The organism is Streptomyces sp. NPDC019531, from assembly GCF_044903305.1.
In the GTDB taxonomy this organism is placed as follows: Bacteria; Actinomycetota; Actinomycetes; order Streptomycetales; family Streptomycetaceae; genus Streptomyces.
Genome location: NZ_JBJDQL010000022.1, coordinates 2,609 through 18,831 on the forward strand (window position 1 = coordinate 2,609; position 16,223 = coordinate 18,831).

Genomic DNA, 16,223 nt, shown 5'->3' on the forward strand with positions numbered 1-16,223 from the left:
ACGCGCTGCCGCTCCTCCGCCTGCTGCTTGCCGGCTTCCTCGCGATCCTTCTTCGCCTGCGCGAGTGCCTCGTCCCGGTCCTTCTGCTGCTGATCGCGGATGCGCTCGCGTTCAGCGTCGTCCTTGGCTCGCTGCGCGGCGGCCCCGCTCAAGGCGAGCGACTGCTGCTCGGCAGCGCCCTTCTTGGCATCGTCGCGGTCCTGCTCGGCCTTGGCACGGGCCTCGTCCTGGTCCTTCTTGGCCCGCGCACGGTCCTCGTCGTTCTGCTTACGGGCCTCGTCCTGGTCCTTCTCGACCCGCGCACGGTCCTGCTCGGCCTTGGCACGAGCCTCGTCCTGGTCCTTCTCGGCCCGCGCACGGTCCTGCTCGGCCTTGGCACGAGCCTCGTCCTGGTCCTTCTTGGCCCGCGCACGGTCCTCGTCGTTCTGCTTACGAACTTCGTCGCGGTCCTTCTTGGCCTGGTCCCGGTCCTCGTCGTTCTGCTTACGAACTTCGTCGCGGTCCTTCTTGGCCTGGTCCCGGTCCTTGTCCGTCTGCTCCTTGTTGGCGATATCGCTGAGGGACTGGTGGTCACGGTCGGTCAGCTTGTCGTCGAACGCCTTGACCACATCACGCAGTGCCTCGTTGATACGCTCGATGGACACGGCGCCCGCCTCGGCCAGCCATTCCTGCGCGTTTTGGTCCCAGCGCCGGATGGCTTCCTCACCGATCGCCTTCCAGGTGTTGAGGTCGGAGGGCGGACCGTAGTCCTTGCCGTCGATGGTGATCATCTGCCGGAAGCCCGCAGTTGAGACGATGGCTCCGAGGGCCCGCCCGTGGCCCGGCCCGATGTCGGTGTGGTCGTACTGGTTGTCGAACAGCTCCAAGCGCGCCTGCTGCAGGAGGTCGTAGAGCATGGCCTGCGGGGAGGAGCCGGTGGGCTGCCAAACGCGCCAGGTGGTGTGAAGATTCTCCGCTTCCTGGCGGATCACGGACTGTGCGTAGGCCAGGGCACGGGCCGGCTTCGAGGTGAGCGGGTACCCGTCGAGGGACACCTCGACTCCATTGCTCGCATCACCACGGAGTTGCTCGGTGTAGCCCTCGTAGTTTTTGAGGAGCTTGTGGACAAGGTGCTTGAAGAGGCTGGCACCGGTGCCGCTCCAGGCGTCGCTCCCCTCCCCGATCTCCTTGCCGTCCCAATCCTTCATGCGCTGGGCGCCGTCATCGAAGAAGTTGACGGCTCGATCGAACGCTCTGGCCACTTCGGTGAAGGAGAGCAGGTCGACGTATGCGCCGTCGTCCACGCTCAGGCCGCGGTTATTGAAGCCCTGGGAGCTGTACGGGTAGTCGGCGATCTGGCGAAGGGCTTCGCCCGAGCCATGGGAGTACTGCAACAACGGACCGTTGTTCCACTTGATGTACTCGCCGTCTTTGTTCCAGCGGCCCTTGTCCTTGAGGAACTCGCTCGTGCTCTCGGTCGAGGCCGGGTCGTCAAAGCCGCTCGGCGGTAGGCGATCGTCGCCGCCGACGGTGCCCAGGATGGTGATGTAGGCCCACCACCTGTCCAACGTGGTGCCCGGTTCGGGATCGGCGGCCCAGCTCTTCGGCGCATTGTAGAACGGCATGACGTAGTCGGTGTTGTGGTACCGCCATCCACCACCGGACACGAAGCCGGGTTGGTAATCGGACCCCGCGTGTGGCATTCGCACGTGCATCAGCGGAATGCCTTCGTTCCCCTTCAGGTTGTCGAACAGTGTCTTCCGATCCGGCAGCACATAGCCGGTGAGCATGTCGACTGCTTTTTTCCAGTAATCGTCGTTGATCATGCTCGAGTCGGGCATCACTGAGCTCCGCTGTGAAGGGGGGCGAGAAAAGGCGTTCCGGGCCGCTACTGCTGCTTGGTCTGGTCGCTGTCCGTGCCGCTGATGTCACTGTCCACGTCGTCGAAGATGTCCAAGAAGTCGTCGGCGGAGATCTCGTCGAGGCTCTTCTTCTGATTTTCCTTCAACTTCTTGATGGTTTCCCAGAGCGCCTCTTCCAGATCCGCGAAAAGGACGTGGTGGTCCTTGAAGATTTCGCCGATCTGCCCTGCTGCTTCCTTGACCTTCTTGTTCAGGTCGGCACCGCCGACGATATCGCCCGACCCGGCCATGAGGCCGAGGACCAGCGGACGGCTGGACATGACCGTAGTGTTGGTGATGTCACCGTTGGAGATGTTCTCCATCGAAGGACCACTTGGGTCGTCCTTGAGCATTTTATCCAAGGCCGCCCGGAACTCCTCGATGTGCTCCTTAATGAACGCCCTCAGCCATTCACTGTCGAGGACTGTGGTCTTGGGAGCCATGACAGTTCCTTTCTCCACTTCGGGCGGATGCGGACAGCCACCCGTGAGTTACCGGAATCAGCGTTCTGCCGCTTCCGCGGACCAGGGGGGGCGTGGCATGCCTGCCCGCGACGAACCTGCGCTGCCGGCCTCGCCCGGCACGGCGAAGACCGGCAGCGCTTCAGGTCTGTGCGCTCACTCTTGCGCGACTGTGGTGCGTCGGCGGTCAGTGGCTGCCGATCCGGATGTCGCCCCACTTCTGCGCGAGGTTCTGCTCGGTGAAGCGGTAGTTGTCGGAGATGTCGGTGAGCAGGGACGAGTGGCTGGACAGCAGGGTCTTCAGGTTCTCCATGGCCTGGTCCCAGTTGGCCTGGACCTGGCTGTAGACCTGCCTGTCGTCACCGATCCACGTGTTGCGCAGCTCGGAGAGCTCCATTTCGAGATTCGCCATGGTGCTCATGATCGCCTGTGTCTGGCTGACCATGTCGTCCGCCGCGTTCTCGGTGTGGCGGTAGTCGACGTAGATGTAGCCGTCGCTGAAGTCCATCGATTCGATTCCTCAATTGACCGTGTGTCGCCGGGTGGGGAGGCGGCTGCCAGTGGGCGGGACAGCCGCCGGGAGTATGCGGGGTGTCTTCGAGTCGGCGAGGGGGAGATCAGTGGCCGATCGCGTCTGTCGGACTAGGCCGCTCCGGGGGTGAGCTGGTCGAACACGGAGCTGGAGCGAGCGAACTCGGAGTCGATCGTCTCGTTCGCGGAGCCCTGCGCCAGACCGTGCTCGCGCAGCGTCTGGTTGAGCTCGTCGACCATGCGGTTGAGGTTGGACAGGATGGTGTCGACGTTCCGGTCCCATTGGTCCAGCAGGTTGCCGAAGGCGCCGCCGTCCGCGCCTCCGTAGCCGGAGGTGAGACCCGCCCTCGTGCCCTGGACGTCCTGCTGGCACTTCAGCACACCGTTGTAGGCCTGCTCGAGCGCCATGATTCCGTTCCGGGTCGCGCCTTCTTCAGATTGCTGCATGGGCATGCGCGTTCGCCTCTCAATGAAGGATCGTGGAGTTCCACCGCCCGATGACTCCATCGCCGCTTGCTTTATGTTCGGGCAGCTCGTCGGCACCGTTGATTCACGGCGGGCAGTTTCTCAGCGGATCAACCCGGATCCTAGACACATAACGGAGCATCGGGCAACGCGCCGGCACGCGGAAAGGGGCCGCGGAAAGACGCGCAAATGCTCAGTTGAGCTGAATGCAATTTCAGGACAGCTCACTTGAGCATCGACACGGGCCGCAGGCGGACACTTTGGACATAGCGTCACTCCTCGTCACGGTCGGAAACGATGAAGGCACCGGCAGTGAAGCTAAAAATCTTCACCGGATCGTCGGCTCGAAGCTCACGAACGAAGCACACTTGACACCTTTTCGCAGCAAAGAGGCCATTTACCGGTTTAGCACCGAGACGTGATGATGTGTTTGCCTGTCGACGCGGACTCGGGGTCGAGGTCCGGCCCCGTCGGCAGCATCGCCAGCAACGGCGCCGGCAGCGCCTGCGGACGGGTCCCCGCGTACCCCAGAGCCTTGACGGCCTGCTGCGACGTCAGCCGGTACTTCACCCCGGAGTCGGTCACCAGATACATGGTGTTCCCCAGGGCGTTCCCACCGGCGCCCAACGCCCGTGCCAAAGCGCCCTTGCCCGGCCGCACGGTGATGGCGTCCACGTCCAGACAGGCGGGTTCCACCTCCTCGGAAGGCGGCTGCGCAGGCAGGCCGACGGCCTCCTCCGGCAGCACCAGCGTGCTGGTCTGCGGGATGTCGGCGGCAGCGTCTATGCCCGCGCACGCGACGGACCCGGCGGCCACGTCAACGGTCTTCGGCGGGGCCTCGGGCAGTGCTCCCGCACCTGCCCGTCCCATGGCCGAGGCTGAGGACGGGGCCAGATGGCCGGTCAGCGCGTCGGCGCCGAGGCGGGCCACCGTAGGCGTACCGCCTCCGTACGCCGCGGCGCGGGTCTGCGGGTCGCCGAGCACGAGAGCGGCACCCGTGGCCGTCAGCGGGACCAACCCGTCCTTGGTGAGCAGGTGGTAGCGGGGAGCGGATCCTGGCACATCCACCTGGAAGACCTCCCCGATCCTGGTCTTGCGCCCGCCCAGGTCCGGTCCCGCTCCTCCCCTGCCGGGCACCTTGGGAGGCGCCAGGTCAGGCCCCGAGGGGAGCGCGTTCAGGAAAGACGCGGATACCGGACGCGGTGTCACCGACCCGTAGCCCAGCGCCTTGACGGCGTCCGCCTTGTCATCCAGGCGCAGCCGCCTGCCCTGCCAGACCAGGTAGGCGGTTTTGTCCGGGCCCAGGACCAGCACCGACTTCTCGGCTCCGAGCTTTTGTGTGCCGCTGGCTCCGGTGAGATCAGGGCCGGCCACGGCCAGCACGGTGGTGGCGCCGACCGCTCCCCCGCTGCCGCGCGCGAGGCCGGAACACACCAGCCAGGGGCCGCTGTTCACGTCTTCCGCACGCGGCAGGGTGTCGGGGGCGCCCGGGATGCCGACGAGCGAGCCGTGGGGTTCACCCTGCAGGGAGTTGTCGCCCACCGTCGTGGTCTTCAGGCTTCCCTTGGCCAGCAGCATGGCGGAGGCGTAGTTGCGCACCGGGCGCAGGCGGCCGTTCAGGTACAGGAAGCGGCTGCCGGTCTCCTTGCTGACAATGAGGGCTCCGGATGTGCGCCACGAGTCGTTGCCGCCGGGCTTGAGGAGCCCGAAGACGAAGGAGCCCGCGCACAGGATCAGGGCGATGATCAGGCTCAGGGCCACACCGCGGTTGGTGCGGCCCGAGGGACTTTCCGGTGCGTCGGGCTCGGAGCGCAGCATGGCCGAGGCCAGTCGCCCCATGACGAACATGTGTGCCTGCACCTGGTCGCGCTTGGATTGCATGTTCCGGCCCCCGATCAGCCGTTGAGGCCGCGTAGGACGCCGTAGACGCCCATCGACCAGAGCGTGAGCGGCAGCATGCTGAGCGCCGCGGTGGAGTGCAGCACCTCGGCCGCGCGTCCCCAGTACGGCACGAGCCGCCGGCCGGGCACCGTCCACGAGGCGATGGCGATGGACGCCGTCAGGCCGAGCAGGCCTGCTGTGAGGATCAGCCGGTCGCCGGGGCCGAAGCCCAGCGCGGAGACGAACAGCAGCAGGGCGGCGCCCCATGCCCCCGCCACCGTGAGCGCGAGACGCTGCCAGACATTGCCGAGGCCCCGGCTGTGCAGCAGCAGCAAGAGCGAGAGCGCGATCATGGTGCAGACCTCGGGGAGCCGAGGGCGCAAGGCCATGGCCGCCAAGCAGGACACACAGATCAGTCCGGTGCTTGCGTAGAAGGCCGTCATCCAGCCGTCCGCGAGGATGGACCGGCTCTCGACCTCATTGGTGGGGTAGGGGTCGATGCCCTCCTGGAGCTGCTGGGCGTTGGTGGGCAGCGGAGGCATCCGCATCCCGGCGAGCCGGAACGACAACGACGGTACGAAACCGCCGAAGAGCACCGCCGCCAACGCCACCGTGCTCGCCGCCTGTTCGGGCCCCAGGTCCCCGACAAGGATCACCACAGCGCCGAGCGCCCCGCCCGCGGCGATCATGGCGACGCCCAGGAACAGCGCCGCGTACAGGCCGACGGCGGCCAGCGCGAGTACCGCCCCGCCCGCGGCGGCCGCCGACGCGGCCAGCAGTCTGGCGCCGAGCACGGCGTCCCCGTCCGGTCCGCCCAACGCGCCTCCGGGCAGCAGCCAGCCGGCCAGCGCGAGATAGGGGGCCACCATGAAGCCGAGTGCCGCGCCGGCGCCCGCGTCGCCGACGGCCCGGCTGGCCGAGGCCGCTCCCGCGACGAGCAGCAGCCCAGTCAGCGCGGCGGCCAGAGCCCCCAGCCACGGCGGGGGGCCTGGGACTGCGAGGACGACGAGGCCGAGCACGAGCACGGAGACGAACAGACCGCGCAGGAGTCGGCGACTGGCCTCCGCGCTCCAACCGTGCGGGCGCTGCCGCATGGTGGTGGATATACCGTCGACCAGGTCATCGAGGTGCACTTCGGGCAGCGCGTCGGTGCGTGCCCTGAGAAAGAGCACCTCACCGTCGCGCATCCCGAGGGAGTCCAAGGTACTCTCGGGATCGAGCGGCGGTCCGCCGAGGCGTTGGAGTACCCACCCTTCGTGTTCCAACCCGGCTTCTTCCAGGTCGACTCCCCCGTAGCTGATCACAGTGGGCAGCAGATCAGCGACGGGCACGTCGGCGGGCACTGCCAAGTCGATCGTCTTCGAGGGGGCTCGGACGGTAAGGCGGCATAGGTTTGCCGTCTGCTTGTCAGTCATGAGCTTGATTTCTGCTTTCTGGCAGGACCGCCTGGGCGGTAGCTGGAACGCGGGAGCGTGTACACGGATCCTCGACGATTTTCGAGCCTGGATCGCAAACGAGTGCGCAGCAAAGAGTTTTACGCTTCTCCGCAGCGGTTGACAACCTGAGCCGAAAAGGTCCAGGACGCTTTCCTGATAGCGCCGACATGTATTGCAACCCCGGCTCCGATTCCGCGAATCGTAGGTTCCATCCTGCCGTCATTTCTGCATTGCGTTTCGACGGCGGTCGCAGCTTTTGTCACCTGCCGGCCACGAAGCCATTGTTCACGGGGAATTAATCGGACCTCATCGAGGAGGCTAGTTCGTTGAGTGTGATCCTGTTCCGGCGGCCCGCGCGCCGACACGGCCCGCAGATGCCGTCGGGGGAGGTCAGCCTCCAGGAGCCGCCCACACTGCCGGAGGTTGTCCCCGACAACTCCGCGGTGTGGACCTATCTGCCCATGGCTCTGATGTCGGTGTCCATGATGATGATGTTCATGCGGCCCGGGATGTCCGGGTCGAGCGGCGGATTCATGTACATCGCCATCGGCATGATGGTGCTGGCCTCCGCGGGCATGATGCTGGGTCAGGTCATGCGCCGCAACGGCGAGCGCAAGCAGCGGCTCAAGGGTGAGCGCCGTGACTACCTGCGTTATCTGGCGCAGACCCGGCACAAGGTGCGCTCTGCCGTCGCCGAGCAGCAAAAAGCGCTGTCCTGGCGGCATCCGGCACCCGAGGCGCTGGGCACCTTGGTGCGCAGCACCCGGTTGTGGGAGCGACGCCCGTCGGACGAGGACTTCGCCGAGGTCCGGGTCGGCGTCGGCGACCAGCGGCTCGCTATGACGCTGACCCCGCTGTCCACCAAGCCCGTGGAGGATCTGGAGCCGTTGTCCGCGCATGCGCTGCGCAGCTTCATCCGGGCGTACTCCAGCGTTCCGCAGCAGCCGATCGCGATCTACCTCAAGGCGTGGTCAAAGGTTCTCTTCCGCGGCGACGAGGAGCGGATCCGCGGTGTGGTCCGCGCGCTGCTCGCCCAGCTCGCCGTCTTCCACTCCCCCGACGACCTGTGGATAGCGCTGTGCGTCTCCGACGAACGGCGTGCGGAGTGGGAGTGGGCCAAGTGGCTGCCGCACAGCATGCACCGGCACGAGCAGGACGGGGCCGGGCCGGCCCGCCTGATCACCTCGGCATTCGGTGAGTTGGAAAACCTCCTGGGTTCCGAGTTCCAGGAGCGCCCCGCGTGCGACCCGGAGGCTGTTGCCGGCCGCGAGGAGCCCTTCCTGGTCGTCGTGGTGGACGACTGCACCATCCCCGACGGTCACCGCTTCGACGGGCTGGGCTTCCGCAACGCGGTCGTCCTCGACCTGACGGGCACCCTGTCGTGGAAGCCCGGCCGTACGACGCTGCGCCTGGAAGTCGAGGAGAGCCGCCTGTCGTTGGTGCGCACCGACCGTGACCGCAAGGAGGAGACGACCCTGCTGGGCGCGCCCGACCGGCTGGGCGCGGTCGGCTCCGAGGCCGTCGCCCGCCTGATCGCCCCGTACCGGATGGGGCTGGGCGGCGAGGTGGGCGAGCCGTTCTCCGCCGATGTTCAGTTGACGACACTGCTGGGCATCTCGGACCTGTCCCGGCACGAACCGTCCTCACTGTGGCAGCGGTTCACCGGCAGCGGCAGGCTGCGGGTCCCCATCGCTGTCAGCGGCGACGGCGCCCCGGTCGAGCTGGACATCAAGGAATCGGCCCAGGGCGGCACGGGCCCGCACGGCATGCTCATCGGTGCCACCGGTTCCGGCAAGAGCGAGCTGCTGCGCACCCTCGTCCTGGCGCTGGCGCTGACCCACTCCTCGGAAACGCTGAACTTCGTCCTCGTCGACTTCAAGGGCGGAGCGACCTTCCTGGGCTTGGACGAGCTGCCGCACACTTCGGCGGTCATCACCAACCTCGCCGACGAGGTGGCACTGGTCTCCCGGATGCAGGACGCCCTGCACGGCGAACTGATGCGCCGCCAGGAGCTGTTGCGCTCCGCCGGGAACTACACCTCGGCGCTGGAGTACGAGAAGGCCCGGCAGGCGGGCACCCCGCTCCAGCCCCTGCCCAGTCTGTTCGTGGTCGTGGACGAGTTCAGCGAACTGCTCTCCGCGCACCGCGACTTCATGAACCTTTTCGTGATGATCGGGCGTCTGGGCCGCAGCCTCGGGGTTCATCTGCTGCTGGCCTCGCAGCGCCTGGACGAAGGCCGGATCCACCAGTTGGAGAGTCATCTGTCGTACCGGATCGGTCTGCGTACCTTTTCGGCGATGGAGAGCCGCGGCGTGCTCGGGGTACCGGACGCCTACGAGCTGCCCGCCCAGCCCGGCAGCGGCTTCCTCAAGAGCGGGGTGGACGCGCTCACCCGTTTCCGTGCCGCCTATGTCTCGGGTCCGTACGTGAAGCGACGCAGCGCTGTGGCGCAGGCTCAGGTCGCCAGCCAGGTGGTGCCGTGGACATCCGCCTGGGTCGTGCCGCGAACATCCGCCGTTCCCGACTCGGACCATGACGAGAGTCAGGCCGTCCCCGAACCGGAGAGCGAAGACGACGAGAGCGGCGAAACGCTGCTGTCGGCGGCCGTGGAGCGGCTGCGGGGCTCCGGCCCGCCCGCGCACCAGGTCTGGCTGCCGCCGCTCAGCCTTTCTCCCACCCTCGACCAGCTGCTGCCGCCGCTCGCCCCCGATCCGCGTTTGGGGCTGACCGCGGCCGACTGGCCGTCACGGGGACGGCTCACCGTGCCCGTGGGCATCGTGGACCGGCCTTTCGACCAGCTCCGCGACCTGCTGACGGTGGACCTGTCCAGCTCCGGCGGCCATGTGGCCATCGCGGGCGGTCCGCAGAGCGGCAAGAGCACCCTGCTGCGGAGCCTGATCACCGCCCTCGCCCTGACCCATACCCCACGCGAGGTGCAGTTCTACTGCCTGGACTTCGGCGGCGGCGCCTTGGCGGGGCTGAGCAACCTGCCACACATGGGCGGAGTGGCACTACGTGTGGACTCCGAGCGGGTGGGCCGCACGATCGCCGAGGTGAACGCGGTACTCAGCGGCCGGGAGCGCTTCTTCCTGGAGCATGGCATCGACTCGATGGCCACCTACCGCAGGCGCCGGGCGGAGGGGGAGTTCCCCGACGAGCCGTACGGCGACGTTTTCCTCGTGATCGACGGCTGGTCGACGGTGCGCCAGGACTTCGACACGCACATCCCGACGTTCAACGCGCTCGCCGCGCGGGGCCTCAACTACGGCGTCCACCTGATCGTCACCACGGCTCGGTGGGTGGAACTGTCGGCGTCCGTCCGCGACCAGGCGGGCACCCGCCTCGAACTGCGCATGGGCGAGGCGATGGACTCACACATCGACTCGCGGAAGGCTGCCGCTGTGCCGCGCAGCCCGGGCCGGGGGCTGACCGGCGAGAAGCTGCACTACCTCGCGGCGCTGCCGCGTATCGACGGAGTCGAGGACTCCGACGACCTGGCCGACGGCGTCGCCAACCTGGTCGCGGCGGTCTGCGAGAGCTGGCACGGGCCCAGCGCACCGCCCGTCCGGATGCTGCCCAGCCGGGTCGAGGTCGGCGAGCTGCCCGGCCCGGAGGGCGATCTGAGGATCGCGATCGGGCTGGAGGAGACCGAGCTGGCGCCGGTGTGGCACGACTTCGCAGAGAACCCGCACATGATCGTGGTGGGTGACACAGAGTGCGGCAAGACCAACCTACTGAAGGTGATCGCCAAGGGGATCACCGATCGGTACACCCCGGCGGAGGCCCGCATCATCACCGTCGACTACCGCCGGCAGTTGATGGAGGCGGTCCCCCAGGCGCACCAGCTGGGGAACGCCGTGTCGCTGGACGTGCTCAAGGAGTTGGTGGACGGGGCGGCGCGCGCGGTCAAGGCGCGAGTGCCCGGCCCGGACATCAGCCCGTCGCGGATGAAGCAGTGCGACTGGTGGACCGGCCCGCGGCTGTTCATCCTGGTGGACGACTACGACATGGTCGGCTCCGGCCCGATGGCGCAGCCGTTCATGCCGCTCCTGGACCATCTGGCGCTCGGCTACGAGGTCGGTCTGCACATCGTCGTGGCGCGCTCCTCGGCCGGTGCCGGACGCGGTCTGAACGAGTCGTTGCTGCGGCGGCTCCAGGAAGTCAACACACCCGCCTTGCTGATGTCCTGCCCGCCCTCCGAGGGCTACCTGTTCGGCAACGTCAAGGGACGCACCTTGATCCCGGGCCGGGCGCTGCGTATCGCCCGCCGCAAGAGCGTCCAGGTGCAGACGGCGATCACGGAGGACGAAGGCCCATGACGCCGTTGCACGTCTCCGTGGCCGGGAGGGAGCCGCACGCGTCGGCCTCCCCCCCGGCCGACCGGGTGTGCCCGGAACCGTTCACGGGGCTAGGGGGTGTTTCGAAAGTCCCGCACAGCACCCACGGCGCCCGGCACGCTCCCCCACTGCCTCAAGGGCGTGGGAGGTGCACCCACTCGCCGCACCGGCCAAAGGCCCAAGTACGTCCAGTACGAGGGCCTTCGTCCGGCACGCCGAGGGCACGCACCGGCTGTGACACCAGCCGCTGCCGCGGCGGGCGCGGGCACCGCACGGGACTTTCAAAACACCCCCTAGCGCCGCAACAGGCGACGTTCACCCCGTCACGACCCCCGGCGCTCCCCCAAGCCCTGCGAGCAGGGGGTACCCCCACCCCCAGGCTCTTCGAGCAGGGGGTACCCCCAGAGAACCGGACACCGCTCCCTGATGGGCGAACGTTGCCTGCCGCGGCACTAGTGCGCCGGCGGCAGCCAGCCCCTAGAGCGGCCTCGCGGGATCACCACGCCAGCGGCGCCGACCAGCAGCACCACGGCCAGGCCCACCCCGGCTATGCCCAGGCCCCAAGTACGGGGCCCGGTGTCGGCGGGCTCCGGCATACGGGCCGCCGGGGGCTTGGCGCCCTCCAGTGCACTGCGGGAACGGGCTGTCGGCAGGACGGTGGACATGGCCGCGTACGGATCCAGCCGGGGGATGTCGGACGGGTAGGACGCCTCCAGCAGCTGGCGCCTGGCCTGCTCGGCGGTCATCTCGGGGTGATGGGCACGCACAAGGGCGGCAGCGCCGGCCGCGCAGGCGGCTGCCAGCGAGGCGCCGGAGCCGATGTAGTGCCCGGAGCCGCGCGGGCCGACGCTGACCATGCCGCTGCCAGGCGCCTCAATGTCCGGCCGGTAGGCGGGCGGGGCCTTCTGCTGCCGTACGCCGTCCAGCCCGAAATCCACCACGGAGAGCACGCCAGGCAGGGCCGCGGGCCAGTAAGGGCCGCGCGGCGGCTCGCCGTCAGAACCCAACTCCTCGCTCGGTACGGCGTCCGGGGCCGCCGGGGCGATTATCAGGGCGTCCTTGCCGGCGGCGTACGTGACGGCCGAGGCCAACTCCGTTCGTCCCGAGCGCAGAGTCGCGCCGACGTAGATCACTTCGGCTCCGCGCTCCGCGGCGTCACGGATGCCCTGGGCGACGCGCTGAGCGCTGGGCGCGCCACGGTCGTCGGTGCCACTGATGGCAAGGACGCGGGCCTGCGGGGCGAGCCCGACCAGCCCGCTGCCCTGCTGGGGCGCGGCCGCGATGAGTCCGGCGACAAAACTGCCGTGGCCCGGGCAGTCCACGTCGGCACCGCCGAGGGCGGTCACCCGGCCGGACAGCGCGGGAATCCCGGAGCCGACGCCGGTGTCCACCACAGCGACGGTCACCCCCTCGCCGAGGGAGAGCTGCTGGGCCCTGGTCAGGCCAAGTGCCTGACCCGACCAGGAGACCGCCGTCGCGGTCTTCTCCGAGGCCTGGGTGCAGGGCTGGCCCTCGCCCAGGCGAACGGGCAGCGGGGGCAGAGTGATGGGTTCCTGGTCGGCGAGGGCCGGGCCGGACACGGCGGGGAGCACGGCGACGGCGGCCGTGACGACGGCAAGCAGTCGAAGGGTCAAGCGACTTGGCATGTCGCGCACTATAAGCGCGCATCGGCGGCCATGCGCCCGCGAGAGCCTCGCCGCGACGACCCACTGGGGCCGTCTTCCCTGGTAGGACATGGGATGACTAAATATGAAAAACATGGCGGATCGTCGGATGATCACTCCGTCTCACCGTGCGCTCCGGCATACCCTGGCGGCGGTTCGCGGGACAACATCGAGGAGGTTCGAGGCGCGTGACACGGCAGTTGCTCACGGTCGGCCCAGACCGGTCAGACGGTTTCCAGACGATCGGTGAGGCACTGGCCCGGGCGCGCACCGGAGCGGTGATCCGGGTCAGGCCCGGCCGCTACGCCGAGAGCCTGGTCATCAGGAATCGGGTCACCATCGTCGCGGACGGCGAGCGGGGGGGTGTCGAAATCTGCCCGCGCCGTGAGGGCACGATCACCCTCTTGGCAGACGCGGTCATGCTGACCGACCTCGTGCTGCGCGGCCACGACAAGGAGATTCCGGTCGTGGACGTGCCGATGGGGCAGCTGGCACTGGACGGCTGCACCGTCACCGGTTCGGGGTGGACGGCCGTGCTGATGCGCGACTCGGGCTCGCTGGCCGCCCGCGGGTGCCGGATCAGCAACCCGGGCGGGGCGGGGATCGTGGACACATCACAGGCCGAAAGCTTCATCGAGGGCTGCGAATTCGAGAACATCGGCACCTCCGCCGTGGTGATCGGCGAGCAGGCGCGGCCCACGGTACGCGGCTGCCGGGTGCGCGGGGCACGGGGCAACGGCATTCTGGCCAACGGCGAGTCCGCGGGCACGGTCGAGGACTGCGAGATCTCAGGCACGGACAAGCCCGCCATCGCCCTGGAGGGACACAGCTCCACCCGCGTGCTGCGCACCACCGTCCACGACGCCTCCGTGGGCCTGTTCGTCACCAGCGTCTCCCGCCCGGAGTTGGAGCAGTGCGAGTTCGCCTCGATAGCGGGCAACGGCATCGTGATCTCCGGCGGCGCCGATCCGCTGCTGCGCCACTGCCGTACACGCAAGACGAAGGGCAGCGGGCTACTCGTCCTGGACCGCTCCCGCGGCACGCTGGAGGAGTGCGAGTTCACCGGCTCGACGGAGCCCGCGATCCGGGTCGTCGAAGGCAGCTCCCCCACTCTCATCGATACGGTGGTGCGCGACTGCCGCGACGCGTCCGGGGCGGTGCTGCTCGCGGACGACTGCGTGGCGGAGTTCGACCGGTTGCGGGTCGTGGGCGCCGTCGGGGTCGGGATCTCCATCCGCTCCAGCGCGAGCCCACTGCTGCGGCGCGCGGTCGTCAGCGGATCCGGCGGGCACGGCATCGAGGTGACGGCCGACGGCCGGGGCCGTCTGGAGCACTGCGAGATCGACTCGGCTGGCGGTGACGCACTGCACATCGCGGATGACGCGAAACTAGAGGCTTCCGACACAGAGTTGCGCTCCCCCGGCAAGGCGGGCGTCATGGTCGCAGAGTACGGTATGGGCACGCTGCGCGACTGCGTCATCGGGGCCAGCGGCGACTCCGGCGTGACCGTTCAGGCACGCGGCGAGATCACCCTTGAACGCGTCCGGGTGGACGGCGCCAAAGCCCACGGCGTACACGTGATGGACGGTGGCCGGGCCGCGCTGTCCGGTTGCCAGATCATCGGCAGCGTCGGCGACGGGATCCGGGTCAACAGCGGGGACGACGTGTCGCTGGACGGCTGCGTCGTACGCGACAACCGGGGCGCCGGGCTCAGGCAGAGCCGTCCCGGCGACGGGTTGTCGGTCACTGCCCTCAACAGCGTGGACAACGGCGCCGAGGACGCCTGGGGCGAGAACGTCACGGGCGCGGCCGACGTCGGCAGCGGTGGCAACAACGCCAAGGACGCGCCCGAGGGCCCGCTCGCCGAGCTGGAGTGCCTGGTCGGCCTGGAGAACGTCAAACACCAGGTCCGGACCCTGGTGAACCTCAACCAGCTCGCCCAGCGCAGGATCAGGCTCGGCATGCCTGTCGCGTCGATGAGCCGCCATCTGATCTTCGCCGGACCGCCCGGCACCGGCAAGACGACGGTCGCCCGCCTCTACGGAAGCATCCTCGCCTCGCTCGGCGTCCTGCGCAGCGGTCACCTGGTCGAGGTGGCGCGTGCCGATCTCGTGGCCCAGTTCATCGGCGGTACGGCGATCAAGACGACGGAGGCGTTCAACAGCGCGCTCGGTGGCGTGCTGTTCATCGACGAGGCGTACACGCTGACCCCCGACGGCGCCGCCTCCAACGACTTCGGCCGCGAGGCCGTGGACACCCTGCTCAAGCTGATGGAGGACCACCGCGACGACGTCGTCGTGGTCGCGGCCGGCTACTCGGAGCAGATGGACACCTTCCTCTCCGCCAACCCCGGCCTGGCGTCGCGCTTCACCCGCACCATTGACTTCGCCAACTATTCGGTGGAGGAGCTGGTGACCATCACCGAGAGCATATGCGTCAACCACGAGTATGAACTGGACCCGCTGACGCGCGAGGCGCTCGCCTTGCACTTCGAGGGGATGACGAGAGACGCGACGTTCGGCAACGGCCGCGCCGCCCGCGGGGTCTTCGAGGAGATGATCGACCGGCAGTCGTTCCGGCTCGCCGCCATGACCGACCCCAGCGAGAGCGACCTCTCGCTGCTGCTCCCCGAGGACGTCGGCGACGCGGTGGCCGCGAGCGTTCGAGGAACGGAGCAGGAGACGCAGGACACCGACAGCCCGCTGGCCAGGCTGGAGGCGATGGTGGGCCTCGGATCGGTCAAGCGCGAGGTGACCGACCTGGTCAACCTGCTGTCCAACGCCCGGCAGCGGGCCGCGGCCGGACTGCCCACCCCCAAGATCAGCAACCACCTGGTGTTCACCGGGCCGCCCGGCACCGGCAAGACCACCGTGGCACGGCTCTACGCCGAGCTGCTGCACTCCCTGGGCGTGCTGCGCCGCCCCCAGTTGGTGGAGGTCGCCCGCGCCGACCTGGTTGGGCAGTACGTCGGCCAGACGGCGCAGCTGACGAAGGAGATCTTCAACAGCGCCATGGGCGGTGTGCTGTTCATCGACGAGGCGTACACCCTCACCCCCGAGGGCTCCTCCAACGACTTCGGCCGCGAGGCCGTGGACACCCTGCTCAAGCTGATGGAGGACCACCGCGACGACACCGTGGTGATCGTGGCGGGCTACACCGAGGAGATGCAGCGCTTCCTCGACTCCAACCCGGGCCTGGCCTCTCGGTTCTCCCGCTTCGTGGAGTTCGAGGATTACAGCACCGAGGAGCTGGTGACCATCATCACCGGACATGCGGCTGCCTCCGGTTACGAGTGCGTCCCCCAGACGCTCACGTCTCTGCACACGTACATCGACCGGCTGCCCCGTGACCGCTCGTTCGGGAACGCGCGGCTCGCCCGCAAGCTCCTGGAGAACATGATGACGCGTCAGGCGGGCCGACTGGGTGGACTGGCTGCTCCCACCGTGGAAGATCTCACGCTGCTGCTGCCCGCGGACCTGCCGTTCGGGGCCTCCCCCATCCCTCGGCAGGAAGTTCACTGAACCCGGTCTCGGCTGCTGCGTTTGACTCCATGAGGGCCTCGCCGAAA

General features: G+C 68.5%; 9 protein-coding genes. 2 read left to right on the forward strand and 7 right to left on the reverse strand.

Annotated features, from left to right (window positions below; genetic code table 11):
* The 6 genes from ACI2L1_RS24230 to eccD all read right to left on the reverse strand — a co-directional run.
* On the reverse strand, positions 1-1,820 hold a 1,820-nt coding region (locus tag ACI2L1_RS24230), incomplete at its 3' end, for an AAWKG family protein (protein ID WP_404741442.1).
* Between the two features lie 47 nt (positions 1,821-1,867).
* Entirely contained in the window at positions 1,868-2,323 is a 456-nt protein-coding gene (locus ACI2L1_RS24235; RefSeq protein ID WP_404741443.1) for a type VII secretion system-associated protein, read from the reverse strand.
* Between the two features lie 205 nt (positions 2,324-2,528).
* Complete coding sequence (locus ACI2L1_RS24240) at positions 2,529-2,849, reverse strand: WXG100 family type VII secretion target (RefSeq protein WP_404741444.1); 321 nt, start codon at positions 2,847-2,849, stop codon at positions 2,529-2,531.
* Between the two features lie 134 nt (positions 2,850-2,983).
* Positions 2,984-3,280 carry a hypothetical protein gene (locus ACI2L1_RS24245; protein ID WP_404741445.1) on the reverse strand — a complete coding sequence of 99 codons (297 nt, stop codon included), beginning with the start codon at positions 3,278-3,280 and terminating at the stop codon, positions 2,984-2,986.
* A 462-nt stretch (positions 3,281-3,742) separates the two neighbouring features.
* The gene (eccB, locus tag ACI2L1_RS24250; RefSeq protein WP_404741446.1) at positions 3,743-5,218 is read right to left on the reverse strand and encodes a type VII secretion protein EccB; all 1,476 of its coding nucleotides are present in this window, start codon (positions 5,216-5,218) and stop codon (positions 3,743-3,745) included.
* 14 nt (positions 5,219-5,232) lie between these two features.
* Complete coding sequence (eccD, locus tag ACI2L1_RS24255) at positions 5,233-6,633, reverse strand: type VII secretion integral membrane protein EccD (RefSeq protein WP_404741447.1); 1,401 nt, start codon at positions 6,631-6,633, stop codon at positions 5,233-5,235.
* Between the two features lie 353 nt (positions 6,634-6,986).
* Between eccD and eccCa the strand changes: the two genes are divergently transcribed.
* A complete protein-coding gene (gene eccCa / locus ACI2L1_RS24260) occupies positions 6,987-10,973 on the forward strand; it encodes a type VII secretion protein EccCa (protein WP_404741548.1) in 3,987 nt (1,328 codons plus the stop codon).
* 470 nt (positions 10,974-11,443) lie between these two features.
* Here the strand turns inward: eccCa and ACI2L1_RS24265 are convergent, their stop codons facing one another.
* The gene (locus ACI2L1_RS24265; protein ID WP_404741448.1) at positions 11,444-12,637 is read right to left on the reverse strand and encodes a S8 family serine peptidase; all 1,194 of its coding nucleotides are present in this window, start codon (positions 12,635-12,637) and stop codon (positions 11,444-11,446) included.
* 206 nt (positions 12,638-12,843) lie between these two features.
* Between ACI2L1_RS24265 and ACI2L1_RS24270 the strand changes: the two genes are divergently transcribed.
* The gene (locus ACI2L1_RS24270; protein WP_404741449.1) at positions 12,844-16,176 is read left to right on the forward strand and encodes a right-handed parallel beta-helix repeat-containing protein; all 3,333 of its coding nucleotides are present in this window, start codon (positions 12,844-12,846) and stop codon (positions 16,174-16,176) included.
* Positions 16,177-16,223: the final 47 nt, after the last annotated feature.

Coding starts and splice junctions, on each gene's coding strand:
- ACI2L1_RS24265 (WP_404741448.1), bottom strand. CDS start 12,637: ATGCCAAGTCGCTTGACCCTTCGACTGCTTGCCGTCGTCACGGCCGCC.
- ACI2L1_RS24235 (WP_404741443.1), bottom strand. CDS start 2,323: ATGGCTCCCAAGACCACAGTCCTCGACAGTGAATGGCTGAGGGCGTTC.
- eccD (WP_404741447.1), bottom strand. CDS start 6,633: ATGACTGACAAGCAGACGGCAAACCTATGCCGCCTTACCGTCCGAGCC.
- ACI2L1_RS24240 (WP_404741444.1), bottom strand. CDS start 2,849: ATGGACTTCAGCGACGGCTACATCTACGTCGACTACCGCCACACCGAG.
- eccB (WP_404741446.1), bottom strand. CDS start 5,218: ATGCAATCCAAGCGCGACCAGGTGCAGGCACACATGTTCGTCATGGGG.
- ACI2L1_RS24245 (WP_404741445.1), bottom strand. CDS start 3,280: ATGGCGCTCGAGCAGGCCTACAACGGTGTGCTGAAGTGCCAGCAGGAC.